Source organism: Halomonas flagellata (genome assembly GCF_022487945.1).
Classification (GTDB): domain Bacteria; phylum Pseudomonadota; class Gammaproteobacteria; order Pseudomonadales; family Halomonadaceae; genus Halomonas; species Halomonas flagellata.
The window spans coordinates 78,804-103,915 of the sequence record NZ_JAKVPY010000011.1 but is presented as its reverse complement, the minus strand read 5'-3'; the positions used below and the strand labels follow the sequence as shown (position 1 = coordinate 103,915).

The following is a 25,112-nucleotide window of genomic DNA, read 5'->3' as shown; positions in this document are numbered from 1 at the left end:
GGGAACAACGGATGACGCCTGTCGACACAGCAGCGTGTGAAGCCGGTCGGGAGCCCCTCGATCCCCATGCACTCCCCCCACTGCCGGCCCCGCTGCTGGCACGACTCGCCGACTGCCACACCCTGCCCTCACTGCCCGCCGCCGTCGCCAAGGTACTGATGGTGGCGCGGCGCCCCGACGCCAGCCTGTTCGACTACGCCGCGGCCATCGAGGAAGATCCCGCCCTCACCCTGCGCCTGCTGGCACTGGCCAACAGTGCCTTCTATGCCCGCCATCGCCGCGAAGCCAGCACCTGCCGCGACGCCGTCTCGCGCATCGGACTGGACGCCACCCTGGCGGCGGTGATGAGTTTCGGACTGGCGCGCCCGGCCACGGCGGAAGGACTCGACCTCGACGCCCTGTGGCAGCGGGCGATCATCGCCGCCCTCGCCGCGCGCCATCTGGCCGCCAGGCTCTGCCCCGAGCGCGCCGGCACCCTCTTCACCATCGCCCTGATACAGGACATCGGCATCCTCGCCGCCGGGGCCCTCGACGGCGACGACTACGCCGCCCTGACCCGGGCCGCCGCCGACCACGACGCCCTGTGCCAGGCCGAGCGCGAGCGCTACGGCTGTGACCACGCCGACCTGGGTGCCTGGCTCGCTGCCAGTTGGGGGATACCGCCACACCTGGCCCGCGGCATCGCCGAGAGCCACGGCGAACTGGCGGCGGCCTCGCCCGCCACGCTCTGCCTGCGCCTCTCCGGCCGGATCGCCGACGGCTGGCTGACACAGACGCCCGGGAGGGCCTTTGCCCGCCTGATCCGGCGTCTCGACGCCCTGGAGGCGCTGCCGGCGGACTCGCTGGAGGAGATTCTCGACGAGCTGCAGGCGCAGCTGCCGAGCATGGCCGAGCTGCTGGAGATCACCCGGCCACCCCAGCGGGACGGTCACGAACTGCTGGCCGAAGCCAAGCGACACCTCTTCATGCAATCCCTGGCCCTCGGTGCCCGCCTCGATGCCCAGCAGGCCGAACTCGAGTCACTCCGCGAGCAACACGCCGAACTGGAGCACAGCAGTCGCCTCGACCCGCTCACCGGCCTCGCCAACCGGGCCTGGCTGGAGCAGCAACTCGAGGAACGCTTTCACCGCTCCCGGGCGCAGGGCAAGAACCTGGCGGTGGTGTTCATCGACCTGGACCACTTCAAGCGACTCAACGACCGGCACGGCCATCAGCTGGGCGACCGCGTCCTGGCCAACTTCGCCACCAACCTGCAGGAGATGATCCGCGAAGGCGATCTGGCCGCGCGTTACGGGGGCGAGGAATTCCTTGTCATCCTCCCCGACGAGGGGGTGACCGGGGCCGAGGCCATGGCGACACGGCTATCGGAACGGCTCGCCATCCACCCCGTGGCCCGGGTCGACGGCGAGTCCTTGCACGTGTCGGTCTCCATCGGCATCGCCTGCCTGGATGACGCCGACTTCCGCGACGCCCGGGAATTGATCGATGCCGCCGACCAGGGCATGTACCAGGCCAAGCGCAACGGCCGCGGCAGCGCCCACCACTTCATCCCGCCGCCCTGAGCCCGCCGCTCAGTCGGCCAGGCCGTTGCGCACCTGGTCGAGGCGGCGCCGCATCCAGGCGCCGATCAGCAGCAGCAGGGTCAGCGCCAGCAGCGGCAGCATCACGTCCACCCCCAGGGCCTCCTCCCGCTCCACCGCCGCCAGGGTGCTGTGGATGGCGCTGGCATAGACCGCCCACTTGATGCCCAGGCCGACCACGGCGGCGGCGATGAAGGTGGCAAGCGGCAAGCGACACAGGCCGGCGGCATAGTTGACCACCGAATGGGGGAAGCCCGGCATGACGCGCAGGGCGCACTGGGTGAGGAAGTCGCTGCGCCCTGCCAGCATGCGCATGATCCTGCGGGTCAGGGCCCCGGGCGAGAAGCGCCCACCGACGCGGGCGGCGAGCGAGTAGGCGCCCAGGGCACCGCCCACGCTGCCGACGATCAGCATGGGGGTCGCCGCAAGCGGCGTATAGAAGGGGGCGATCAACCACAGGCCGATGCTGCCGGGCAGGCCGATGGCCAGGGTCACCGCCATGACCAGGATGACGACGATCACCGTCAGGGGGTGGTGAGACGCCTCCTCGGCCCAGCGCTGAACGGCGGCGAGGTCGGGTGAGTGCCAGACCCACAGGTAAGCCGCCATCAACAGGCCGGCCCCGATGGCCACCCAGCACCAGGGCCGGCTCAGCGAATTCTCCTTGGGCATCGGTTCCCTCTCGGCGGCAGGACGCAGTCGCCATGTTGCCACGCCCCCGGTGCCGGGTCACGGAGCGCGGACGCTCGTCTCAGGCATCCAGTCTGCCGGCGGGAGGCGGCGAGGCCTCCTCCTCGACGGGCGGCGCGTCGGCCAGCCGCGGCATGGCGGCCACCCGCCGATCGACATAGCGCAGCAGCGCCAATTGCGCGAACAGCACGACCAGGCACCAGAAAAGTCCCTTGATCATGGGGGAGTCCTCGAGAGAAGCCGGTGGCTTCGTCGCCATCATCCTAGCTCGCTTCACCACCGCGGGAAAGATAGCGGCCCCACGGGAAGCGCCTCACAACCGGGCCTCCACCCGCTCGAGAATCTGCCGGCTCACCCGGCCCACCAAGGGCTTCGCCGCCCGGTTGACGGCCTTCTCCACCAGCCGATTGCGCAAGGCATAGGTCAGGGTCAGCGCCACCTCGGTGCCCCCGGCGACCGGCGTCAGGCGGTAGCAGCCCTGGTTCTCCACCCCCTCCAGCGACTCCCAGGCCAGCACCTCCGGGGCCCGCGACTCGGTGATCGCCACATCGAAGGTCCAGTCACGACCCACCGCATGCACGTGCCAGCGGTAGCGGTTGTCGCCCAGCGGCTCGATCGCCTGGATCAGGTCGGAGTAATCGACGAAGTCCTCGACCCGCTCGAGCAGGGCGAAGACCCGCTCCGGCGGTGCCTTGAGGATCGCGCTGTGTTCGATGGTGGCCATGCGGCTTCCCTGAGAACGAAGGAGGGGTCGTGCGCTATACGCCAGCCTGGAGCTTACCGCCCGGGGCGCCTGCGGGGCCAATCGCCCAGGACTACAGGTCCCGCATCAGCAGCGCGAACTCGACGCGCGCGGGGTCGATCGCCTCGCCCGGCACCGGGATGCGCACCCTGTGGCCGGAGCCCGGTGCGGCGCCGACCGATTCGCCACGCCGGTTCTCGATATGCTCGAGCACGAAGCGGCGGTTGCCGCCCGGCAGCATCAGCTCCATGCCATCGCCGACCTCGAAACGGTTCTTGACGTCCACTTCCATCACGCCGCGGTCCGGGTCATAGCCGATCACCTCGCCGACGAACTGCTGGTGAACGCCCACCGAGTTGCCCTGCTCGTAGTTCTGGTACTCGTCGTGGACGTGCCGGCGGTAGAAACCTTCCGTGTAGCCGCGGTTGGCCAGGTTGTCGAGCTCGTCCATCAGGCGCATGTCGAAGGGCCGGCCGGCCACGGCGTCGTCGATGGCACGACGATAGACCTGGGCGGTGCGCGCCACGTAGTAGTGCGACTTGGTGCGCCCCTCGATCTTCAGCGAGGTCACGCCCATCTCGGTGAGCCTTGGGACGTGCTGCACGGCGCGCAGGTCCTTGGAGTTCATGATGTAGGTGCCGTGCTCGTCCTCGAACACCGGCATCAGCTCGCCGGGGCGGGTCCGGTCCTCGATCAGCGCCGACAGCTCGTCCTGCCCCTCCACGCCGCCGGCCGTCGCCGTGGTGGCCTCAGCCGTGCTGCCGCCGCCGGAGGCGATCAGCCCGCCCTGCCCCTGGTCGGGCGTCCACACGCCGCTGGCGGCATGGGCCCGCGCCGAGTTGGCCGGCACCAGGTCGCCGGTCTCGTCGTGGGAGGCGGCCACGGTGTTGTACTTCCAGCGGCAGGCGTTGGTGCAGGTGCCCTGGTTGGGGTCGCGGTGGTTGAAGTAGCCGGAGAGCAGGCAGCGGCCCGAATAGGCGATGCACAGGGCGCCGTGGACGAAGGTCTCGATCTCGAGATCGGGGCACTCGGCGCGGATCTCGGCGATCTCGGCCAGCGACAGCTCCCGTGACAGGATGATGCGGCTGATGCCCTGCCGCTGCCAGAACCTCGCCGCCGCCCAGTTGACCACGTTGGACTGCACCGAGAGGTGGATCACCTGCTCGGGCCAGCGCTCGCGGATCATCATGATCAGCCCGGGGTCGGACATGATGAGCGCATCGGGGCCGGCCTCGATCACCGGCTCCATGTCGCGCAGGTAGGTCTTCAACTTGCTGTTGTGCGGGGCGATGTTCGACGCCACGTAGAACTGCTTGCCCCGCTCGTGGGCATAGGCGATGCCGCGGTGCAGGTTGTCGACCTTGAAATCGTTGTTGCGCACGCGCAGCGAGTAGCGCGGCTGGCCGGCATAGACGGCGTCCGCGCCATAGGCGAAGGCATAGCGCATGTTCTTGAACGTTCCCGCGGGGGAGAGCAGTTCGGGGGCTTTCATGGGGGTCACCGTTGTCAGGACGATGGCGCCGGAGGCGCAGGCATAAGGGGCAACATTATAACAGCGCGAGCGCCGAGGGCCGAGGGGGAAGCGCCTCTATAGCGAGAGGCGCCGGGGACAGGCCGAAGGGGAGGTTATTTGCCAGGGCTGGCAAAGGTAGCGTCCAGGGAGGGATCCACAGCGCCTCCCCACAGGCCTGCCGACCAATCAGCCACTGACGAATCCCCACGAATATCCCGGCGATGGCGGCACGTTCGCCGAAAAAGGCGCCGAGACCGCCCCTATGGGGTCAGACCCCAGCCAAGTCACGAAGCCCGTCATGGTGCGTCTTGCGAGCGGATTCGACGCCGCCGGGGTCTGACCCCATAGGGACCGGCAGCGCTGGCAGCCTGCCTCCCACCCATGCCCAACACATTGATAATGCTGAAATGTTTCTGGGGAGGCCCCCGGATCAGCCCCGAGCGATACCGGCACTTACCCTCTCTTTCGGTGGAGCTGCCCGTGCACTTGTCTTTCCGGTCAAGTAGAATGATGGCCCTCCGGACCGGACCCCGGAACGCCGCCGCTTCACGGTAGCGCGGCGCAACAAATTCTCCGACAAGAGTCCCGATATGACCCACTCAAGCACGCCTGCCACGGTCGTGATCTACTCCGGCGGCATGGACTCCTTCACGGTCCTCCACCGCGCCCTGCGCGAAGGCCTCGAGGTGCACGCCCTCTCCTTCGACTACGGCCAGCGGCATTCCCGCGAGCTGCAGGTGGCGGCCAAGGTCTGCCGCGAACTTGGCGTACCGCACCAGGTGGTCGACATCCGCGCCATCCACGGCCTGATCGACAACTCGGCGCTCACCGACGCCAGCCGCGAGATGCCCGAGGGCGACTACCGCCGGGAGAACCTGGCCGATACGGTGGTGCCCAACCGCAACATGATCCTGCTTGCGCTGGCCATCGCCAAGGCGGTGAACATCGGCGCCGGCCGCGTCGACTATGGCGCCCACGGCGGCGACCACGTGCTCTACCCCGACTGCCGCCCCGAGTTCGTCGAGGCCATGAAGGCCGTGGCCGGCATCGCCAACTTCGCCCCCGTCGAGATCCACGCCCCCTACCTGCGCGCCAGCAAGGCCGAGATCCTCGCCGAAGGCCTGGCCATGGGGCTCGACTATGCCGACACCTGGACCTGCTATCGCGGCGAGGCGCTCGCCTGCGGGCGCTGCGGCAGCTGCCGGGAGCGCCTGGCGGCCTTCGCCGCCAACGGTGCCACGGATCCACTGGGCTATTCACAGCGGCCCGACGCCGCCGCAGATGTCTCACAGCGGCCCGACGACGCCGCTGACGTCTCACAGCGCCCCGCCGCCGCCGCAACACCACCAGGGGGGTCGCCCGATGTATAGCGTCAAGGAGGCCTTCTACTCGCTGCAGGGCGAGGGCGCCCGGGCCGGACGCGCCAGCGTCTTCTGCCGCTTCGCCGGCTGCAACCTCTGGTCGGGGCGCGAGCGGGACCGTGCCGGCGCCGCCTGCCGCTTCTGCGATACCGACTTCGTCGGCACCGACGGCCAGCACGGCGGTCGCTTCGCGGATGCCGAGGCCCTGGCCGTCCACCTGGCGGCGCTATGGCCGGACCAGGACGGCGTGGCCACGCCCTATGTGGTGTTCACCGGCGGCGAGCCGCTGCTGCAGCTCGACGAGGCGCTGATTCGCGCCATGCACGAACGGGGCTTCGAGGTGGCGGTGGAGACCAACGGCACCCTGCCCACCCCGGCCGGTATCGACTGGCTCTGCGTCAGCCCCAAGGGCGCCACCTCGCTGGCGCTGACCGAGGGCGACGAGCTCAAGCTGGTCCACCCCCAGGTCGAGGCCCCGCCCGAGCGTTTCGCCGGGCTCGACTTTCGCCACTTCTTCCTGCAACCGATGGACACCGCCCCCCTGGGCCGGACCGACAGCCCCATGGCCGAGACCGTGGCCTACTGCCTGGCCCACCCCCAGTGGCGCCTGTCGTTGCAGACCCACAAGATCGCGGGGATCGACTGATGACGCTCTTCGTCAACCGCCTGACTCAACTGGACGTATCGCTCTGGTGCCCGCGCCGCGGCCTCACCGCCGCCAGCTGGCACGTGGACGCCGAACTCGACGGCGAGCTCGGCGAGGACGGCATGCTGTTCGACTTCGGCGAGGTCAAGCCGTGGATCAAGTCGCGGCTCGACGCCGGGCCGGACCATACCCTGCTGGTGCCGACCCGGGCCCCCGGCGTAGAGGTCCAGGAGTGCCGCGAGGGGCTCTGCGTGCGCACCTCCCTGCCCTATCCCATGGAGATCCGCGCCCCGCGCCAGGCCCTCACCCTGCTGCCGTGGAGCGAGATCACCCTCGAGCGGCTGGGCGACCGCCTCGCCGAGGACCTGATGCGCCGCCCCCCCGACCAGGTCACCGCCATCCGGCTGGCGCTGCGCGAGGAGGCCATCGACGGCCCCGCCTACTGCTACAGCCATGGCCTGCGGCGCCACGCCGGCAACTGCCAGCGCATTGCCCACGGGCACCGCTCGCGGCTGCACATCTGGCAGGGCGGCAAGCGCGCCCCGGCCCTCGAGCAGCGCTGGGCCGACTGGCTGGCCGACCGCTACCTGGTCAGCGAGGAGGATATCGTCGACGGCGGCGAATCGGAGTACCGGGGCCAGCTGACCACCCGCTACCGCTCCGACCAGGGCAGCTTCTGCCTGCGCCTGCCCCAGGAGCGCTGCGCCATCCTCCACCCCCCCACCACCGTGGAGCATATCGCCGCCTGGCTCGCCACCGAGATCGCCCGCGAGACCGGGCACGCCACCCGGGTCCAGGCCTTCGAGGGCATCGACAAGGGGGCCATCGCCCAGGCATGACCGGGACGGGCACCGCCATGAACGGGGAGGAGAGGGCATGAAGGGGGCAAGCGCACGAGGCACCGAGGGCGAGTGCCGCCCCGGCTGCGGCGCCTGCTGCATCGCCCCCTCGATCAGCTCGGCGATTCCCGGCATGCCCGACGGCAAGCCGGCCGCAGCCCGCTGCGTCCAGCTCGATGCCGACAACCTCTGCCGGCTGTTCGGCGACCCCCGCCGCCCCGCGGTCTGCGCCCGCTTCACCTTCGACCGGGAGCTGTGCGGCGAGCATCGCGACCAGGCGCTGGAGCGCATCGCCGCCCTGGAGCTGGCGACCTAGCCCCGGGACGCCGCGCTTCCCCCCAGGCGACGACCGCCGGGGTCGGCGCCATTCCCCCACGGGGGTCTGACCTGCCGAATCCCCACATTTTTCTCGACGTTGATAGCTTGTTCGCCGAAAAAGGCGCCGAGACTGCCCCTATGGGGTCAGACCCCAGCCAAGTCGCGAAGCCCGTCATGGTGCGTCTTGCGAGCGGATTCGACGCCGCCGGGGTCTGACCCCATAGGGACCGGCAGCGCTGGCAGCCTGCTACCCACCCATGTCCAACACATTGATAATGCTGAAATATTTCTGGGGAGGCCTCAGGGACAGACCCCACACGAAGCGGCCGCCAGCGTCGGAGAAGGTCCCCAGAAGCCACGCCTACCCCTCGGCATCGACGACCAGCGGCAGGCGGCGGTCCAGCAGGGTACGCCAGCGCACCAGCACCGGCGCATCGCTGTGGCTCACCGCGCCCAGCAGGCCGCGCAGTTCCTCGCGGGCCGCCTGGTCATCGGGGTCGATCAGGGTCAGCCACAGCTCCAGGGCGCACAGCTGCTGGTGCAGGTTGCCGTCCTCGCGGGCCTGCACCAGGGCCTGCTCGGCCAGCGCCCGCACCTCCTCGCGGGAGTGCCCCAGCCGGTGGCGAACCAGCACCAGGTGCAGGGCCAGCTCCGGCACGAATAGGGTGGTGCGCTCGCGGGCGATCAGCAGGGTCTGGTCGAGGTAGTCCTCGGCCCGGGCCAGCTCGCCCAGGGCGATGCAGGCGTCCACGTACCACAGCGCCGGACGCTGGTAGCGATCGCGACCGGTGACCTCGGAGAGCTCCTCCAGGGCGGCATCGACCCGGGCCAGCCCCTCGCGATCCCCCGACAGCGCCCGCTGCCAGCCGAGCACCGCACGGGCGGAGATCTGCCACAGGTGCAGGTCAGGCGTGCTGGTCAGCTCGAAGGCGCGCTCGGCGCGGCTCGCCGCCAGGTGCACATGGCCCAGCTGGCGGTAGAGGGCGGAGGCGTAGAGCAGCGCCATGGCCAGGCTGCCGGGGTGGTTGATCTGCTCGGCGAGGCGGATGGCCGACTCGACCTGCTGCTCGGCGCGGCGGTAGTCGCTGCGCAGGCAGAGCGCCCAGCCCTGGAAGCAGGCCGCCGCCACCTGGGGATGGTCGGAGAACGGCAGCCACTCGATCATCATCGAGGCGTTGAGCGGATCGATCTCCTCGAGATGGTCATAGGCCTGGCCGATGCGCCCGGCCCAGTACTCGCAACTGGCCCGGGCGTAATCGGCCAGGCGCCGGTAGCGCGGATCGTCGAGCTGGGCGGCCAGGTCGGCCAGCCGCGAGGCCAGCGAGAAGGCGTCGGCATGGGAGTGGCGCTGGCTGCAGCCCACCCAGAGCCCCCAGTTGACCAGGAAGGCCTGCTCGACATCGGCCGCCTCGCCGCTGCCGGCGAGCAGCTCCCGCGCCTTGGCGAAACTCTCGTGGGCGGTCGGCGAACCGTGCCCCTCCAGGGCGAAGGCGGCCTGGCCGCGCACGGTGAGCAGGCTGATCTCGCGCTCGGCCTGGTCGTCCACGTGGCGCAGGCTGGCCAGGCCGAAATCGGCCATCTTCAGCGCCGTGCGGTTGGCGCTGACCTTGAGCGCCTCGCGGGCGGCCAGCTCGAAGTAGCGGGCCCCGCGGGCATAGTGGCCGCTGCGACGCAGGTGGATGGCGAAATCGCCCGGGTGGCGGCTGATCCACACCGGGAAACGCTCTTCGATCAGCTCGACGACCTGGCGGTGGATCGCCACCCGCACGTCGCGGGGACAGGAAAGGTAGGCGGCCTCCTGCAACAGCTGGTGGGTGAACTGGAACTCGCGGCCGCCCTCCTCGCCTTCGGCCGGCTCGATGATCTCCAGCCGACTCATCTGCTCCAGCGCCTGGGTCAGCCGCGGCATCTCCCAGCCGCTGCACTCGGCGAGGAAGTCGAGGCGGAAGCGCCGCCCCAGCACCGCCGCCACGTGGGCCACCTCGCGGTCGCCGTCGAGCTGGTCGATGCGGCTGGCGAGCAGCCCCAGCAGCCCGCGGGGCAACTCGTCGAACTGCACGCTGCGCCCTTCGCGGCGATCCATGTCGACCCGCCGGCAGATCTCCTGCAGGTAGAGCGGCACGCCGTCGCAGCGCTCGATGATCTGGCCGCGCAGCCGCGGGCTGAGGTGCAGGCGGTAGCGCCGGGCCAGCTGCGAGAGCAGCCGCGAGGACTGCATGGCGTCCAGCCGACCGAGGGTGATCTGCTGGTCCCAGTGCAGCCGGGCCGGCAGCGACTCGCGGCCATGGTGGCTGGCCACCAGCAGGAAGGCGCAGTTGATCGGCAGCCGGGCCTGCAGGCCGGCCAGCACCTTGAAGGAGGGCTCGTCGAGCCACTGCAGGTCGTCGATCATCACCACCAGGGCGCGCTCGCGGGTCAGGGTGGTGACCAGCTGGTGCATCAGCCCCACCACCAGTTCCACGGCCTCGCCGCTCTGGGTCAGCACCGCCACCTCGTCGGGCTCGCGCACGCCGAGCGCCTCCTCGAGCAGCTGCCGGCGCCGCTCGTCGAGGGCGGGGGCCCCGATGGCCGCCAGCAGCCGCGACAGCGCCTGGGCGTCGATCTCGCCGCCCAGGCGCCAGCGCAGCAGCAACCGCGCCACGCCGTAGGGCTCCTGGACCGAGAGCCGCGTCGTCGGCTGCCAGCAGATCGCCGCATCGCGGCTCTGTTCGAGCTGGCGGAAGCCCACCATCAGCGCCGACTTGCCCATGCCCGAGGGACCGCGCACCAGCACGCTCTGGCGCAGGCCGATACCGGCCCGGGCCAGGGCGTCACGCAGGGTCCGCAGCGCCGACTCACGGCCGATCAGGCTGGGGGGCAGCGCCTCGCGACCGCCTTCGTTCGCACCGAGGACAAGCGCGCGCAGGCGCACCCGGCCGTCACTGGCCACCAGCCGCGAGCTGAGCCGCGGCTGCAGGTCGAGCGCCGGCGGCATGTGCTGGCTGGCCTCCTGGGAGATCACCAGCTCGCTGCTCTCGGCGGCGCTCATCAGGTCCAGCGAGCCCTGGCTCACCTGGCCCAGGGGGTCGACCATATGGCGCTCGGGCAGGTAGACCACCCGCCCGCTGTTGAGGCCGGCGGTGAGTTCGACGCGCGGCGGCTCGCCCTCCCCGGTCCAGTGACGGACCGACTCCTCGGGCAGCATCCGCCGGCAGTGCTCGAAGAGCGCCACCAGCTCGGCGAGCTGGTGGGCCGGGCCGTGGGTGCCGAAGCAGGCCAGCCCCAGGCCCCCGGAGGCGCCGGGCAGCCAGAAGCCCCCCAGGTGATGGCACTGCTGCTCCAGCCAGCGCATCAGCTCGAACTGCAGCGCCAGGCAGGCACGGGTCCCGGCCCGCGAGGAGAGGTCGCCCGACAGGCGCAGGCGAATCGCCATCACCGAGAGCTGGCGCTGCTCGATCTCGTCCTCGCGCAGCGGCGCGCTGTCCGCCGCCAGGGTGCGCGAGAAGCCGTTGGGGGAGCCGAGGCCGTGGCCGTCATGCTGGCCATCGGACCAGTAGCGGGCCAGTTGCAGGAAGCCCGGCTCGGGCTGCTGCCCGGAGAGCGCCAGCAGCTGCAGGTAGGCGTTGTACTGCTCGTGGGCGGCGGCCAGTTGCCCCTGCTCGGCGAGCTGACGCACCAGGCGCTCGTGGAAGGGCCCGTAGCCGGGAAAGCGGCTGACCAGGGCCTGCAGCAGCTGATCGGGTATCGGGTCGTGCCGCTCGAGCACCGCCTCGGCGAAGCGGATCACCCGCTGACGCCACTCGTTGCGTACCTGCACCAGCCAGCGCTGGAACTCGGCACAGGTCGACAGCTGCAGCTCCTCCACCAGGTCGCCCTGGTAGTCGGTGAGCAGCGCCTCCAGGGTGGCCACGTCCCGCGGCCCCTCGAGCCGGGCCTGCACCGCGTGGAGGTCGAAATGCCAGCGCTTCGGCAGGCGGAAGGCGATGGTCTGGCGCGACACCACCAGCACCTGCTCGGCCACCTCGCCCAGCGACTGGCGCAGGCAGTGCAGGGCGTGACGCAGGTTGGTGCGCCCCGACGACAGCCCCTGGTCGGGCCACAGCAGCTCGGCCAGGGTGGCACGGTTGACGGGCTGATCGTGGAGCAGCAGGTAGACCAGCAGCGCCTTGACCTTGTCGTAGCTGAACTGGGAGATCGCATCCTCGCCCAGGGTCAGCGTGAAGTGGCCGAACAGCGCCAGCTTGTCCGGTCCCGGGGTGTCAACGACGTCGGAGGAATCCCGCATCATGGTCGATCCTGCATGGCGAAAGCGGATGCCTCAGGCCGGCACGCCGCTGTGAAAACGAAACACCGTATCGGGCGAGGCGATCAGCTCTCTCTCGCGTTCGGCGAAGAAAGCGACGCGTGACTCGATGGGCGCCTGGGAAAGATGCCGGGCCAGCATCAGATAATCCTCGTAGTGGCGTCCTTCCGACTTAACCAGACTGCGATAGAACTTGGCAAGCTTGTCATCGAGATGCGGAATCAGCCGCGCGAAGCGCTCGCAACTGCGCGCCTCGATGAAGGCGCCGATGATCAGGACATCGGCCAGACGCTCGGGATCTTGAGCCCGCACATGACGGCGCAGCCCCTCGGCATAGCGCGACGCCCTGAGATGGCGATAGACGATGCCGCGCTCCTCCATCAGGCCCACCACCTGCTCGAAGTGCAGCAGCTCCTCGCGGGCGAGCTGCGACATCTTGGTCAACAGCAGCGGCTGGTCCACGTAGCGGTAGAGCAGGCTCATCGCCGTGGAGGCCGCCTTCTTCTCGCACTGGGCATGGTCGATCAGCAGCAGCTCGGGGTTCTCCAGCGCCCAGGCCACCCAGGCATCGGGGGTGCGGCAGGCGAGGAAGTCGAGCAACCCGGCGGGCAGCAGCGCATCGGCGCCGGGCGCTTCCCGGGTCTCGGCAAGGGTCTCTGGCATGGTCGTCGACTCGTTATGGGGTTCGGGAGAGGCCCGCCCGGCGCTGCTCGGCGGCGTCGGCCAGGGCCAGGCTCAGGCGCGCATGCAGCTCGCTCGCCTCCAGGTCGGCGAACGCCGCCCGCGGCGCCAGGCCGTAGCGTGCCAGGTCGCGGATCCGCTCGCGCCCCACCCGCAGCAGCTCCACGGCCCGCGACAGCGGCGGCTGCTCCGGCCGCACGCGGATCCGGTGGCGCTCGAGCTGGGCCTCGAGGCACTCGGCATCGACCAGGCGCAGGAAGCGTCCGGCCACCGCCTCGCGCAGGGCATCCAGCTCGGCCATGCGCTCGGCCCGCTCGGCCGCAGACAGGCCGAACCAGTCGCAGATCTCGTCGTCGCCGCGCTGACAGCCGCGGCACACCCGGTCGCCCAGGGTAGTCGAGCAGAGCCCGACGCAGGGCGAAGTGATGGTGGCTCCCATGAACACCCTCTCCGTTGGTACGCCGTCCATGGTAACGCGGGCAGCCCTTCGTGACATCATGTAGCGGCGCCGACAAGCCGGCGACCAAAGTTCAAGGCCCTAGCCACGGGGCTCGCTTAACATTGTCGACAGTTTGGCGTAGAATCGCCGCCACCCAGTGACTAGGTTGTTTCACGAGCCAGAGCGGCCATTTCGCCGACGTTCTTCGTCGAATCGGCGTGCTTTGGCCACCACAACAGATGAGGGCCCCAACGTGCTTGAAGCCTATCGCCAACATGTCGAGGAGCGCGCCGCCGACGGCGTCCCGCCGAAGCCGCTGAACGCCGAGCAGGTCGCCGCGCTGATCGAGCTGCTGAAGAGCCCGCCGGCCGGCGAGGAGGAGTTCATCCTCGACCTGCTGACCAATCGCGTTCCCCCGGGCGTCGACGAGGCCGCCTACGTCAAGGCCGGCTTCCTCACCGCCATCGCCAAGGGCGAGGCCAGCTCCCCGCTGATCGACAAGGTGCACGCGGTCAAGCTGCTGGGCACCATGCAGGGCGGCTACAACATCGTCTCGCTGGTCGAACTGCTCGACGACGCCGAGCTGGCCAAGGAAGTCGGCGAGCAGCTCAAGCACACCCTGCTGATGTTCGACGCCTTCCACGACGTGGAGGAGCGTGCCAAGGCCGGCAATGCCGTCGCCAAGGACGTCATCCAGTCCTGGGCCGACGCCGAGTGGTTCCTCTCCCGGCCCGCCCTGGCCGAGAAGATCACCCTCAGCGTGTTCAAGGTGCCCGGCGAGACCAACACCGACGACCTCTCCCCGGCCCCGGACGCCTGGTCGCGCCCCGACATCCCGCTGCACGCCAACGCCATGCTCAAGAACGAGCGTGACGGCATCACGCCGGAAGTCCCCGGCACCACCGGCCCGCTCAAGCAGATCGAGGAGGTGAAGGCCAAGGGCTTCCCGGTCGCCTACGTCGGCGACGTGGTCGGCACCGGCTCCTCGCGCAAGTCCGCCACCAACTCGGTGCTGTGGTTCTTCGGCGACGACATCCCCAACGTGCCCAACAAGCGCGCCGGCGGCTTCTGCTTCGGCGGCAAGATCGCCCCGATCTTCTTCAACACCATGGAAGACTCCGGCGCCCTGCCCGTGGAGATGGACGTCTCGAAGATGGCGATGGGCGACGTCATCGACGTCTATCCCTATGAGGGCAAGGTGTGCAAGCACGGCACCGACGAGGTCGTCACCACCTTCGAGCTCAAGACCCAGCTGATCCTCGACGAGGTGCGCGCCGGCGGCCGCATCCCGCTGATCATCGGCCGCGGCCTGACCGGCAAGGCGCGCGAGTCGCTGGGCCTGCCCCAGTCCGACGTCTTCCGCCTGCCCGAGCAGCCCACCGACACCGGCAAGGGCTACACCCTGGCCCAGAAGATGGTCGGCAAGGCCTGTGGCATGGAGGGCGTGCGCCCGGGCATGTACTGCGAGCCGAAGATGACCACCGTGGGCTCCCAGGACACCACCGGCCCGATGACCCGCGACGAGCTCAAGGACCTCGCCTGCCTCGGCTTCCAGGCCGACCTGGTGATGCAGTCCTTCTGCCACACCGCGGCCTATCCGAAGCCGGTCGACGTGGACACCCACCACACCCTGCCCGACTTCATCATGAACCGTGGCGGCGTCTCGCTGCGCCCCGGCGACGGCATCATCCACAGCTGGCTGAACCGCATGCTGCTGCCCGACACCGTGGGCACCGGCGGCGACTCCCACACCCGCTTCCCGATGGGCATCTCCTTCCCGGCGGGCTCCGGCCTGGTGGCCTTCGCCGCCGCCACCGGCGTGATGCCGCTGGACATGCCGGAATCGGTGCTGGTGCGCTTCAAGGGCGAGCGTCAGCCCGGCGTCACCCTGCGCGACCTGGTCCATGCCATTCCGCTGTACGCCATCAAGGAAGGCCTGCTGACCGTCGAGAAGTCGGGCAAGAAGAACGCCTTCTCCGGCCGCGTGCTGGAGATCGAGGGCCTCGAGGACCTCACCGTCGAGCAGGCCTTCGAGCTCTCCGACGCCTCCGCCGAGCGCAGCGCCGCCGGCTGCACCATCACCCTGGGCGAAGAGAGCGTCACCGAGTACCTCAAGTCCAACATCACCCTGCTCAAGTGGATGATCGCCAACGGCTACGGCGATGCGCGCACCATCGAGCGCCGCATCCTGGCCATGGAAGAGTGGCTGGCCAACCCGAGCCTGATGCGCGCCGACGCCGACGCCGAGTACGCCGAGGTCATCGAGATCGACCTCGAGGAGCTCAAGGAGCCGGTGCTGTGCGCGCCGAACGACCCCGACGACGCCCGCCTGCTCTCCGACGTGGCCGGCGAGAAGATCGACGAGGTGTTCATCGGCTCGTGCATGACCAACATCGGCCACTTCCGCGCCGCGGGCAAGCTGCTCGAGAAGCAGCCGGCCGGCAGCCTGAAGACCCGCCTGTGGCTGGCCCCGCCGACCAAGATGGACCAGCACCAGCTGACCGAGGAGGGCTACTACGGCATCTACGGCCGCGCCGGGGCGCGCATGGAGATGCCGGGCTGCTCGCTGTGCATGGGCAACCAGGCCCGTGTCGCCGCCAAGAGCACCGTGGTCTCCACCTCCACCCGCAACTTCCCCAACCGCCTCGGCGACGGCGCCAACGTCTACCTCGCCTCGGCGGAGCTGGCCGCGGTGGCCGCGGTGGAGGGTCGCCTGCCGACCGTCGACGAATACCGCCGTTACATGGGCGAGTTCGACGCCATGGCCGGGGAGATCTATCGTTACATGAACTTCCACGAGATCGAGGAGTATCAGAACGCCGCTTCCAACGTGATTCCGGTCGCCCAGGAAGGCTGATACCCCACTTTTCGACTCCGATGCTCGCAACATCGATGGCCGTCGCACGGCGGCCAGAGCCGATGACCGAAGCGCCCCTCCCGGGGCGCTTTTTTTGTATCCCCGTCACGGCAGGTCACGCCACGCGTAGCACCCGGCCGACCGGATAACCCGAATGCACCCGGCGAGGGAACCCAGCTGAATGGGGCAGGAGGTAGCAAGGCCCCTTCCCACTTGTAGCTTTTAGGCTACAATACATCTCCATGATGGAGCTGACGCACTATTTGACAGCCGACGGCCATGATCCCTTCCAGGCCTGGCTGGATGCCACCAAGGACAAGGATCGTCGTGCCGCCATGCGGGTGTTGACCCGACTCAACCGGCTGGCCACAGGCAATGCCGGGGATACCAAGGCCGTAGGTGATGGAGTGCTCGAACTGCGGATCGACTATGGCCCAGGCTACCGCGTCTACTACGCCAGGATAGGCAAACGCCTGGTCATGCTGCTGATCGGTGGCACCAAGCAGCGCCAACAGGCCGACATAGAGCAGGCCAAGGCGTTCCTGGCCGACCATCGGAGGAGAACCCAGAGATGAGACGTCACGACGACGCCGTGATCGAGATGCTGCGCAATGACCCGGACATGGCCGTGGATTACCTGCGCACGGCATTCGATGAACTGGACGAGGAAGGTGGCGAGTCTGCATTCCTGCTGGCACTTCGCCATGTGGTTGAAGCCCAGGGGGGCATGGCCGCTGTCGCCGAACGCACCAAGCTTTCGCGGGAAAGCCTCTACCGGGCGCTTTCGCCCAAGGGCAACCCTACCCTGCGCACCATGACCGCCGTCATCAAGGCGACCGGGATCCACTTCCACGACCTCACTCACGCAACCTGAGCGTCCCGTCGAGGCCACCGGAAACACCATCCCGAGCCACGGACAGCGACAGGCTGTCCCCTACAGCCGCCTCGCCCAGCTCTCGGTGGCCTCGCGCAGCAGGCCATGAACGGCGCGGAACACCTCGGCATCCCGGCGGTAGGGGTCGGGGATCTCGCGGCCCTTGCCGCCGTCCAGCCAGCGGCCGAGCAGCAGGGTCTTGCCCATGGCCGCGGGCACCAGGTCGGCGGCCGCCCGGCGCTGGCCCTCGCTCATCACCAGGATCAGGTCGGCGGCGTCGAGGATCTCGGCGCTGAGCTGGCGCGCCCGATGGTCGGCGACATCCAGCCCCTCGGCCTCGGCCAGCGCCCGGGCGGTGGGCTCGACGCCCTGCCCCACCAGCGCGCCCAGGCCGGCGGATTCCACATGGCGGCCGGGCAGCCGCTGCCTGAGCATGGCCGCGGCCACCGGGCTGCGGCAGATATTACCGATACAGACCACCAGGATATGCTGGAACATTCTCTCTCCGTCTTCAGCAAACTTTGGGGTCAGACCCCAAAGCAGAATTTGGGGTCTGACCCCAAAGCGGAATTAGCGCCCCCGGCAGCGCCAGGCGGCGAGCAGGTTGACCAGCGCCACGGCAAGCAGCACGGCGGCGATCCAGCCCAGGGTGCCGACCAGGCTGTGGTAGGCGCCGGGGACCTCATGGGGGCGGAAGCCCATGCCGTACTCGGCCAACCGGGTGAGGCCGTAGAGCAGCACCGCCAGCAGCGACATCGGCAGCGCGAAGCGCCGTCGGGCGAGCCACCGGGTCAGCCGCCAGGGCTCGCGGGGCTCGGCCCGCTTCGTGGCCGCCCGGGGGCGCGACTTCGCCGCCGGGGCCCGGGCGGGCTTCTTCGCCGGCGTCCGTCGCGCCGGGCGCCTGGCCCGCCGCGATGCCCCGCCGCCACCCGGCAACCCGCGCGCCAGCCACTGGCCGGTACGCAGCAACAGCCAGCCGAAGGTGAAGAACACGGACAGCGCCAGACCGCCCATCACCAGAAAATACGCCATGCGGCGATCCTTCGTTCACTGCAAAAGCGCCATTCTGCCATATTCGGGCGGGGCGGCGGTGGCCATGCCCGCCATATCGACACCACCAAGGCGCCTGGCGGCGCCGATCGCTCGGCGGAGCCAAGCCCACCAGGCAGGCATCATCTACGGCACCACGATGATCGGGACGGGGATGCGGGCGAGCAGTTGCGGGTCCTGCTCGACGAGGCGGGCGAGCTCGGGGCGGTGGAGCAGCAGCGCGCCGCTGCGGGCCCGGGCCAGGTAGCGCTCGAGGGCCGTGGCGCTCATGGACGGCAGGGCTTCCACCCCGTCGAACAGCGGCGCCAGCGCGGTCAGGTCGGCATCCGAGAGTTGCGGGTCGGTGTCCGAGACCAGCCGCAGGGAGCCGCGGCTGGGCGGCAGGCGCTCGTCCCAGATGACCACGGTACAGGGCGCCTCGAGGATCAGCGCGCGGCTGGTGGAGCCCAGGCGCACGCCCCACTGGCCGGAGAGCCCGGCCTTGCCGAGCACCAGCACGTCGCCGGGGCCGGCGAGCGCCAGCGCCTCACTGGCCACGCGGCCGCGGCTGACCTGGAAGCGGTGGCGCACCTCGCGTCCGGCCACGGCCTCGGCGAGCGCCTGGCTGGCGCGCTTCACCTGGCGGGCCAGGCTGGCCTCCAGCACCTCCGGCGACAGCGGCCGGGCCAGGCCGCTCTGGGCCCCCACCTCGCAGGAGAAGGGAAAGCCCGCGCAGTGCAGCAGGTCGAGATCCTCGACGAACAGCGCCACCAGCTCGGCATGGCGGCCGACGGCGAGCTCGACCGCGGCGGTGAGCGCCGCCAGGCTCTGGCGCGAGGCGTCCAGCAGCGCCAGCACCCGCGCCGCCCCCGGCAGGTCGCCGGCGACCTCGGAAGGCTTGCGTACCTCGTCATTCATCGCCGCCCTCCTCCTCGTCGTTGCCGCCCTCGTCCTTCGTGGGCCTATCCTTCTCGGCCCCGCCCTTGCCGCGGGCGACCTTGACCGCCTTGCGGAAGGCCATGAGCCGTGCCTGCATCCGGCCATTGAGGCTCGCCTCGGGGAAGTGGCCGTGCTCGTCGGCCGCGCCGAGCTCGAGCCCGGTAAGCAGGGCCAGCGCCTCGTCCACATGGTGGATCGCATAGACCCGGAAGGTGCCGGCTTCCATGGCCTCGCGCACCTCGCCGTTGAGCATCAGGTGCTCGACATTGGCGGCCGGCAGGATCACCCCCTGCCCGCTCAGCTCGCCGCGGGCGCGGCAGACATCGAAGAAGCCCTCGACCTTCTCGTTGACGCCCCCCACCGCCTGTACCTCGCCGTGCTGGTTGATCGAGCCGGTCACCGCCAGCGACTGGTCGAGCGCCATCCGGCCGATGGCCGACACCAGCGCACAGACCTCGGCCACCGAGGCGCTGTCGCCCTCGATGCCGCCGTAGGACTGCTCGAAGGCGAGGCTCGCCGAGAGCGACAGCGGCGTCTCCAGCGCATAGCGGTTGGCCAGGTAGCGCGACAGGATCATCACCGCCTTGGAGTGGATGCGCCCGCCCAGGCGCGACTCGCGCTCGAGGTCCACCACCTGGCCGCTGCCGGGGCGCGCGGTGGCGGTGATGCGGGTCGGCTGGCCGAAGGCGAAGTCGCCGAGCTGCAGCACCGTGAGGCCGTTGACCTGCCCGGTCACGCGACCCTCGGTGGCGATCATCCGGGTGCCGCGGGTGATCTGCTCGTGGCTGAGCTCGCGGATGCGGCCGGCCCGCCACAGCTGCTGCGCCACCGCCTTGTCGACCTGGCCCCGGGAGATCACCGTGACGCCCTCCTCGCCGGCCCAGTGGTCGGCCTCGAGCAGCAGGTCGTGGAGATCGCGATGGCGGGCGGTGAGCTTGCGCTGGTCGTCGGCCAGGCGGCTGGCCCGTTCGATCACCGCCGCCACGCCGCTGCGGTCCAGCGGGCGCAGCGCCGCCTCCCGCGCCAGGGTGGCGATCATCCGCGCGTAGAAGTCGTGATGGACCGCGTCGCGGTCGAGCTCGTCCTCGAGGTCGGCCTGCACCTTGAACAGCTCGAGGAACTCCGGGTCGTGCTCGCACAGCAGGTAGTAGAACAGCCGCTCGCCGAGCAGCACGATCTTGATGTCCAGCGGGATCGGCTCCGGCTCCAGGCTGACGGTGCTGATCAACCCGTAGGCCTGCTCCAGCGACTCGGTGCGGATCTCGCCGGCGCGCAGGATCCGCTTGAGCGTCTCCCAGGCGCCGGGCTGGGTCAGCACGCCGCGCGCGTCGAGCACAAGGTAGCCGCCGTTGGCGTGGTGCAGGGCCCCGGCCCGGATCAGCGAGAAATCGGTGATCAGGGTGCCGTTGTGCACGTGATGCTCGATGCGCCCCACCAGGTGCTGGTGGCTGGGCAGGTCCTGGTAGATCACCGGCGCCCCCTGGGTGTCGGCGTTGTCCACCAGCAGGTTGATGTGGAAGCGGCTGAACACCGCCTCGGGGGGAATGTCCGGCTCGTCGGCGTGGAAGGAGTCCACATGCTGCAGCAGCGCCTCGCGGATCGCCGCCAGGTGCGCCAGCACCCCCGCCTCGTCGGCGTAGCGCTCCTCCAGCTCGGCCAGGGGCGCGCCGATCACCGACTGCAGCATCTCCTCGTTGAGGGTGTTGACCTGCGCGCGCAGCTCCTTGGCCAGGCGCGGCATCTGGCGGATCGCCTGGGTCAGCTTGCGCTGCAGGATCTCCACCGTGCCCTCGATGCGCTCGCGATCGTCCTTGGCCAGCGCCTCGTAATCCTTCGGCGACATCATCTTGTCGCCGTCGGCCGGGGCGAAGGTGAAGCCGTTGGGGGTCGAGAGCAGGATGATGTCATGCTCGCGGGCCTCGCGGCGCACCGCCTCCACGGCATCGCTCTGGCGTTCGCCCATGGCCTGCTTCAGCTCGTGCAGGCGGTTCTGGTACTCCTCGCTCTCGAACACCGCGGGAATCGCCCGCTGCAGCTCGTCCACCAGCGCCTCGATGTCGGCGCGCAGCTGGCGGCCCAGGCCCGGCGGCAGCGCCAGCTGGCGGGGCACCGCCGGGTCGTCGAAGTTGAACAGGTAGCACCAGTCCGGCGGTGGCGCCTCGCCCCGCGAGCGCTCGGAGAGAAAGCGCCCCACCAGGGAGTGCTTGCCGTGGCCCGGCTGGCCGAGCACGAAGAGGTTGAAGCCGTCGCTGCGGATCGCCGTGCCGAAGCTCAGCGCCTCCCGCGCCCGATCATGGCCGCTGAGCAGATCCAGCGACTCCAGCTCGCTGGTCACCTCGAAGGCGAAGGCCTCATCCGGACAGGTCCGGTACACCTGCGCCACCCCCAGGGGTTCCACCATGGCATTTCTCCCGTGCTGTCACCGCCAGTATGGTGGATCGCCGGCCGGCCTGCCTGCCATGGCACAAGGCAGCGACCCGGCCTCCGGGCAGGCCCCGGTGATGCTATGCTGGCAATCAATCCCGACACCATCAGGAACGGCGAAGGACCGCTATGCCCTGCGATTTGCGTTATCTGCTGAACGTCACCGAACATGGCCGGGGCAGCACGCCCTTGGTGATGGTCCACGGTTTCGGTTGCGACCAGACCGTGTGGAGCCGGATCGTCCCCGCCTTCGAGGCCAACTACCGCCTCATCCTGTTCGACCTGGCCGGCTTCGGTGCCTCCGACCGCACCGCCTTTGATCCCGGACGCCACGCCCGCCCCGAGGGTCATGCCGAGGACCTGGTCGCCCTGTGCGACGCCCTCGAGCTCGAGGACGCCCTGCTGCTCGGCCACTCCATCGGCGGCACCATCGGCCTGATGGCGGCGATCGAGCGGCCTCGCGCCTTCCGCCGGCTGTTCCTGCTCTGCTGCTCCGCCCGCTACCTGGACGACCCGCCGGCCTACCGCGGCGGCTACCGCCCCGAGGAGCTCGACGCCCTGCTGGCCCTGATGGAACAGAACTACCTGGACTGGGCCAGCAGCCTCTCGACGGTGGCCCTGGGCCATGCCGCCACCCCGGGGTGGCACCAGGACCTGCAGCAGCGCCTGCTGGCGGTGGCCCCCGAGGTGCTGCGGCCCCTGGCCCGCGCCGTCTTCCTCGGCGACATCCGCCACCTGCTGCCCCGGGTGCCGGTGCCCAGCGTGGTGCTGCAGACGATCCATGACGCCATCGTGCCGCTCAGTGCGGCCGACTACCTGCAGCGCCACCTGCCGGACAGCGAGCTGGAGCTGATCGACTGTGCCGGCCACTACCCGCAACTCACCGCCCCCGAGCGGCTGACCGGTGCGCTGATGTCCCGCCTGCACTCGCCGACGGCCCGCTGACGCCTGGAGCCCTGACGATGCCACTCCGCAAGAACGACCTCGCCCACTGGTGGAACCGTTCTCCCGACGGCCAACTGGTGGTCGACGAGGGCGGCCATGTGCTGGCGATCAACCGCACCCTGGCCGACTGGTTCGGCCACCGCGCCGAGACGCTGCTCGACCGCCACGCCAGCGAACTGTTCACCCCCTCGGCGCGGGTGATCTACCTCGGCCTGCTCGACTTCCGCCTGGCCAACCAGGGCCGCGCCGACGAGATCCACCTCGAGCTCGACCTGGCCGAGGCCGCGCCGCTGCCGGTGGTGTGCAGCGCCGTGCGCCTGGCGTACCAGGGCGCCAGCCTCACCCTGCTCGCCCTGACGCCGATCCCGCGCAAGCATCGGCTCGAGCGCGAACTGCTCGAGGCGCGCCAGGCCACCGCGCGTGCCCTGCGGGAGAAGGACGCCATCATCGCCGAGCTCGAGACCCTCGGCGCCCTGCTCGAGGGGCGCCGCGCCGAACTCGCGCAACTCGACCGCCGGCTCGATCACCGGGCCACCACCGACCCGCTCACCGGCCTGCCCAATCGCCGCCGGCTCGACGACACCCTCGAGTTGCTCTTCGCTGCCGCCGAACGCCACCACGCCGCCAGCGCCTTCAGCCTGGCGCTGCTCGAGATCGACCACTTCGAGGCGCTCAGCGAACGCCACGGCCGGGTCCATGGCGACCGGGTCCTCGAGACCCTCGCCGACCTGCTGCGCGCCACCCTGCGCCTCGACGACCTGGCCGCCCACCTCGACGGCGCAGAATTCGTGCTGCTGATGCCCCACACCGGGCCCACCGCCGCCCGCACCGCCCTGGAACGGTTGCGTCGGGCCGTCGAACGCCACCCCTGGTCGCCCGACCCCGTCACCCTGAGCATCGGGCTGGCCGGCTACCGGCCCGGCGACACCCCCGGCAGCCTCTACCAGCGCGCCGACCAGGCCCTCGACGCCGCCAGGCACGACGGCCGCAACCGGGTCGTTGTATGACGGGAATTCGGGCCGGCGGCCAGCCGATACCGTGCTTCGGTGTAGTTTTTAGACTACGATGAACGAATGCTCGAAGTGAAGCAGACCGCCACGTTCCTGACATGGGAGCGCAAGCTGAAGGACCAGCGTGCCAAGGCGATGATCGCGGCCCGCGTCTTTCGCCTGGCCAATGGTCTTCCCGGGGACGCGAAGCCGGTCGGCCAGGGTGTCAGCGAGCTACGCATCCATCACGGCCCGGGTTATCGGGTATATTTCCTGCAACGCGAAAACGAACTCATCCTGCTGCTGTGTGGAGGAGACAAGGACACTCAACAGCAAGACATCGAGACGGCCAAGCGTCTCGCATCCGAGTGGAGGGCACCATGAACGAACCCATTTATGACTATGATCCTGCTGCCGCCCTCGATAGCCAGGAGGCCATCGCAGCCTTCATGGCTGACGCCCTTGAAACGGGCGATGCCGCCTACATCGCCAAGGCGCTTGGTGTTGTCGCCCGTGCTCGCGGCATGACGGAACTGTCACGAGAGACAGGCCTGTCCCGGGAGCAGCTCTATCGATCCTTCAGCGAGCAAGGCAACCCGACCCTGAAGACGATGCTGGCCGTCATGCGTGCGCTCGGTGTCGATATGACAGCCAGGCCGCACGAAGAGGCATGAGCAAATCTTGGGGCTCCCCTCGGACACGTCGCGGTTCACAGTGCCACTCCTGTCCTGTCGCGCGTTAGGCAACGACCAACGTTCCTCGGAAAATGGGGCCTGCCCCTGTGGAGCAGTTCCTCCGGCGCTGGCGGCGACCGCCCCGGGGTCTGACCCTGACGAATCCCCACGTTTTTCTCGACGTTGATAGCTTGTTCGCCGAAGAAGGCGCCGAGGCTGCCCCTATGGGGTCAGACCCCAGCCAAGTCGCGAAGCCCGTCATAGTGCGTCTTGCGAGCGGATTCGACGCCGCCGGGGTCTGACCCCATAGGGACCGGCAGCGCTGGCAACCTGCCACCCACCCATGCACAACACATTGATAATGCAGAAGTATTTCTGGGGAGGCCTCAGCGTCTGACCACGTGCCCGACAGGTGCCGCCGACACGGCCAGCCTCGCCGCCCTCGACGTCCCGGGGGTCGGCATTCCCGAGGGGGAATGGCGCCGGCGCTGGCGGCGGCCGGCCGTTGGCCTAGCCGCGGATCAGGCTGGCGCCGGGCGGCACGTGGTGGCGCAGCTCCCCGCACGGGCCCGGCGGGGGCTGGTGGCCCGGGCTACGGTCGTGGTACCAGATCCGGCACTCCCCCGGCGGCGGTAGATGCCCCTCGGGAATGCCGGCGTCCGGGGCGTAGTAGCCGCCGCCGTGGCCGGGATAGGGCGCGCCATCCACCACCACACAGCCACTCAGGCCGAGCAGGCCGACGCCCAGCGCCAGGCCGCCCAGCCGCTTGATGGATTGAAAGCTCATTGCAGTGTCCTTCTGCCGTGGTCCATGGCGCACAGGATAACAGCCATCGCCACGGGGAAGCAGGACAGGCCCCGTTGCTTTTGCCGCGCCCTTGACCAGCCAGATGCAAGGCGCATGATATCAAGGTTGATATAACCAAGATGCCGAGGAACTGCCTTGACCACCAAAGGAGGTGACACCATGGCCATTGAACGTTACGACAGTGTCTGGGAGGCCATCGAAGACACGCCGGAGGAGGCACTGAACATGCGCCTCCGTTCCGAGCTGATGGCGAAGATCGCCGGGCGTGTCAGGGAGTGGGGCGTCACCCAGCGAGAAGCTGCACAGCGTCTCGGCGTGACCCAGCCTCGTCTCAATGACCTGCTGGCGGGCCGGATCAACAAGTTCAGCCTGGACGCCCTGGTCAATCTGACGGGGCCGGCACACTTCCATCTAGAGTTGGCGATCGAGGACGAAGAGGGTGCGGCCGCTTAGCACTCGATAGATCGACCGCCCCCGACACCC

25 protein-coding genes are annotated in these 25,112 nt (G+C 69.6%); 13 read left to right on the top strand and 12 right to left on the bottom strand.

All coding sequences use genetic code 11. The features are described from left to right. The first annotated feature begins 11 nt into the window (after window positions 1-11). Window positions 12-1,562, top strand: a complete 1,551-nt coding sequence (locus MKP05_RS11185) for a sensor domain-containing diguanylate cyclase (RefSeq protein WP_240568345.1) — start codon at window positions 12-14, stop codon at window positions 1,560-1,562. A gap of 9 nt (window positions 1,563-1,571) precedes the next feature. On the opposite strand, the gene MKP05_RS11180 is transcribed toward MKP05_RS11185, so the two are convergent. The 4 genes from MKP05_RS11180 to trhP all read right to left on the bottom strand — a co-directional run bounded on the left by MKP05_RS11180 (window position 1,572) and on the right by trhP (window position 4,504). Beyond that, window positions 1,572-2,252: a TVP38/TMEM64 family protein gene (locus MKP05_RS11180; protein WP_240568344.1), complete on the bottom strand. Its 681-nt coding sequence runs from the start codon at window positions 2,250-2,252 to the stop codon at window positions 1,572-1,574. Window positions 2,253-2,331: 79 nt separating this feature from the next. Beyond that, window positions 2,332-2,490: a hypothetical protein gene (locus MKP05_RS11175; RefSeq protein WP_240568343.1), complete on the bottom strand. Its 159-nt coding sequence runs from the start codon at window positions 2,488-2,490 to the stop codon at window positions 2,332-2,334. Between the two features lie 93 nt (window positions 2,491-2,583). Next, the gene (locus tag MKP05_RS11170; protein ID WP_240568342.1) at window positions 2,584-2,994 is read right to left on the bottom strand and encodes an SRPBCC family protein; all 411 of its coding nucleotides are present in this window, start codon (window positions 2,992-2,994) and stop codon (window positions 2,584-2,586) included. A gap of 91 nt (window positions 2,995-3,085) precedes the next feature. Further along, window positions 3,086-4,504 (bottom strand): prephenate-dependent tRNA uridine(34) hydroxylase TrhP, encoded by a 1,419-nt coding sequence (gene trhP / locus MKP05_RS11165; protein WP_240568341.1) that lies wholly within the window; start codon window positions 4,502-4,504, stop codon window positions 3,086-3,088. Between the two features lie 611 nt (window positions 4,505-5,115). Between trhP and queC the strand changes: the two genes are divergently transcribed. From queC to MKP05_RS11145, 4 genes are read left to right on the top strand one after another with little or no spacing between them, the layout of a single operon-like run. After that, window positions 5,116-5,895 carry a 7-cyano-7-deazaguanine synthase QueC gene (queC, locus tag MKP05_RS11160; protein WP_240568340.1) on the top strand — a complete coding sequence of 260 codons (780 nt, stop codon included), beginning with the start codon at window positions 5,116-5,118 and terminating at the stop codon, window positions 5,893-5,895. After that, a complete protein-coding gene (gene queE / locus MKP05_RS11155; RefSeq protein ID WP_240568339.1) occupies window positions 5,888-6,532 on the top strand; it encodes a 7-carboxy-7-deazaguanine synthase in 645 nt (214 codons plus the stop codon). The genes queC and queE overlap by 8 nt, the downstream gene beginning before the upstream one ends. Beyond that, entirely contained in the window at window positions 6,532-7,371 is an 840-nt protein-coding gene (locus MKP05_RS11150) for a 6-carboxytetrahydropterin synthase (protein ID WP_240568338.1), read from the top strand. Before queE ends, MKP05_RS11150 begins: the two co-directional genes overlap by 1 nt. Window positions 7,372-7,408: 37 nt before the next feature. Beyond that, window positions 7,409-7,687 (top strand): YkgJ family cysteine cluster protein, encoded by a 279-nt coding sequence (locus MKP05_RS11145; RefSeq protein ID WP_240568337.1) that lies wholly within the window; start codon window positions 7,409-7,411, stop codon window positions 7,685-7,687. A gap of 363 nt (window positions 7,688-8,050) precedes the next feature. Here the strand turns inward: MKP05_RS11145 and MKP05_RS11140 are convergent, their stop codons facing one another. From MKP05_RS11140 to MKP05_RS11130, 3 genes are read right to left on the bottom strand one after another with little or no spacing between them, the layout of a single operon-like run. Further along, window positions 8,051-11,953, bottom strand: coding sequence for an ATP-binding protein (locus MKP05_RS11140; RefSeq protein ID WP_240568371.1), 3,903 nt, complete (start codon window positions 11,951-11,953; stop codon window positions 8,051-8,053). Between the two features lie 33 nt (window positions 11,954-11,986). Next, a complete protein-coding gene (locus MKP05_RS11135) occupies window positions 11,987-12,634 on the bottom strand; it encodes a MiaE family protein (protein WP_240568336.1) in 648 nt (215 codons plus the stop codon). A 13-nt stretch (window positions 12,635-12,647) separates the two neighbouring features. After that, entirely contained in the window at window positions 12,648-13,091 is a 444-nt protein-coding gene (locus MKP05_RS11130; RefSeq protein ID WP_240568335.1) for a DUF1289 domain-containing protein, read from the bottom strand. Between the two features lie 253 nt (window positions 13,092-13,344). Here MKP05_RS11130 and acnB point away from each other — a divergent pair, with 253 nt between their 5' ends. The 3 genes from acnB to MKP05_RS11115 all read left to right on the top strand — a co-directional run bounded on the left by acnB (window position 13,345) and on the right by MKP05_RS11115 (window position 16,822). After that, window positions 13,345-15,948, top strand: a complete 2,604-nt coding sequence (acnB, locus tag MKP05_RS11125) for a bifunctional aconitate hydratase 2/2-methylisocitrate dehydratase (protein ID WP_240568334.1) — start codon at window positions 13,345-13,347, stop codon at window positions 15,946-15,948. Between the two features lie 242 nt (window positions 15,949-16,190). Next, window positions 16,191-16,523 (top strand): type II toxin-antitoxin system RelE/ParE family toxin, encoded by a 333-nt coding sequence (locus MKP05_RS11120; protein ID WP_240568333.1) that lies wholly within the window; start codon window positions 16,191-16,193, stop codon window positions 16,521-16,523. Further along, a complete protein-coding gene (locus MKP05_RS11115; RefSeq protein ID WP_240568332.1) occupies window positions 16,520-16,822 on the top strand; it encodes an addiction module antidote protein in 303 nt (100 codons plus the stop codon). The genes MKP05_RS11120 and MKP05_RS11115 overlap by 4 nt, the downstream gene beginning before the upstream one ends. Before the next feature lie 60 nt (window positions 16,823-16,882). Here the strand turns inward: MKP05_RS11115 and MKP05_RS11110 are convergent, their stop codons facing one another. The 4 genes from MKP05_RS11110 to MKP05_RS11095 form a co-directional block, all read right to left on the bottom strand. After that, the gene (locus MKP05_RS11110) at window positions 16,883-17,320 is read right to left on the bottom strand and encodes a low molecular weight protein-tyrosine-phosphatase (protein ID WP_240568331.1); all 438 of its coding nucleotides are present in this window, start codon (window positions 17,318-17,320) and stop codon (window positions 16,883-16,885) included. A gap of 72 nt (window positions 17,321-17,392) precedes the next feature. Next, window positions 17,393-17,854, bottom strand: a complete 462-nt coding sequence (locus tag MKP05_RS11105) for a hypothetical protein (protein ID WP_240568330.1) — start codon at window positions 17,852-17,854, stop codon at window positions 17,393-17,395. 144 nt (window positions 17,855-17,998) lie between these two features. Further along, window positions 17,999-18,769: a universal stress protein gene (locus tag MKP05_RS11100; RefSeq protein WP_110285002.1), complete on the bottom strand. Its 771-nt coding sequence runs from the start codon at window positions 18,767-18,769 to the stop codon at window positions 17,999-18,001. After that, window positions 18,762-21,191: a Lon protease family protein gene (locus MKP05_RS11095; protein ID WP_240568329.1), complete on the bottom strand. Its 2,430-nt coding sequence runs from the start codon at window positions 21,189-21,191 to the stop codon at window positions 18,762-18,764. The genes MKP05_RS11100 and MKP05_RS11095 overlap by 8 nt, the downstream gene beginning before the upstream one ends. A gap of 152 nt (window positions 21,192-21,343) precedes the next feature. Here MKP05_RS11095 and MKP05_RS11090 point away from each other — a divergent pair, with 152 nt between their 5' ends. The 4 genes from MKP05_RS11090 to MKP05_RS11075 all read left to right on the top strand — a co-directional run bounded on the left by MKP05_RS11090 (window position 21,344) and on the right by MKP05_RS11075 (window position 23,822). Continuing rightward, on the top strand, window positions 21,344-22,159 hold the full coding sequence (locus MKP05_RS11090; protein WP_240568328.1) for an alpha/beta fold hydrolase: 816 nt from the start codon (window positions 21,344-21,346) through the stop codon (window positions 22,157-22,159). 17 nt (window positions 22,160-22,176) lie between these two features. Next, complete coding sequence (locus MKP05_RS11085; RefSeq protein WP_240568327.1) at window positions 22,177-23,166, top strand: sensor domain-containing diguanylate cyclase; 990 nt, start codon at window positions 22,177-22,179, stop codon at window positions 23,164-23,166. A 66-nt stretch (window positions 23,167-23,232) separates the two neighbouring features. Continuing rightward, window positions 23,233-23,532: a type II toxin-antitoxin system RelE/ParE family toxin gene (locus MKP05_RS11080; protein ID WP_240568326.1), complete on the top strand. Its 300-nt coding sequence runs from the start codon at window positions 23,233-23,235 to the stop codon at window positions 23,530-23,532. Then, window positions 23,529-23,822: an addiction module antidote protein gene (locus MKP05_RS11075; RefSeq protein ID WP_240568325.1), complete on the top strand. Its 294-nt coding sequence runs from the start codon at window positions 23,529-23,531 to the stop codon at window positions 23,820-23,822. Before MKP05_RS11080 ends, MKP05_RS11075 begins: the two co-directional genes overlap by 4 nt. A 510-nt stretch (window positions 23,823-24,332) precedes the next feature. Here MKP05_RS11075 and MKP05_RS11070 read toward each other — a convergent pair. Beyond that, complete coding sequence (locus MKP05_RS11070) at window positions 24,333-24,608, bottom strand: hypothetical protein (RefSeq protein WP_240568324.1); 276 nt, start codon at window positions 24,606-24,608, stop codon at window positions 24,333-24,335. A 180-nt stretch (window positions 24,609-24,788) separates the two neighbouring features. Between MKP05_RS11070 and MKP05_RS11065 the strand changes: the two genes are divergently transcribed. After that, window positions 24,789-25,082, top strand: coding sequence for a helix-turn-helix domain-containing protein (locus MKP05_RS11065; protein WP_110285010.1), 294 nt, complete (start codon window positions 24,789-24,791; stop codon window positions 25,080-25,082). The last annotated feature ends 30 nt before the right edge of the window (window positions 25,083-25,112 follow it).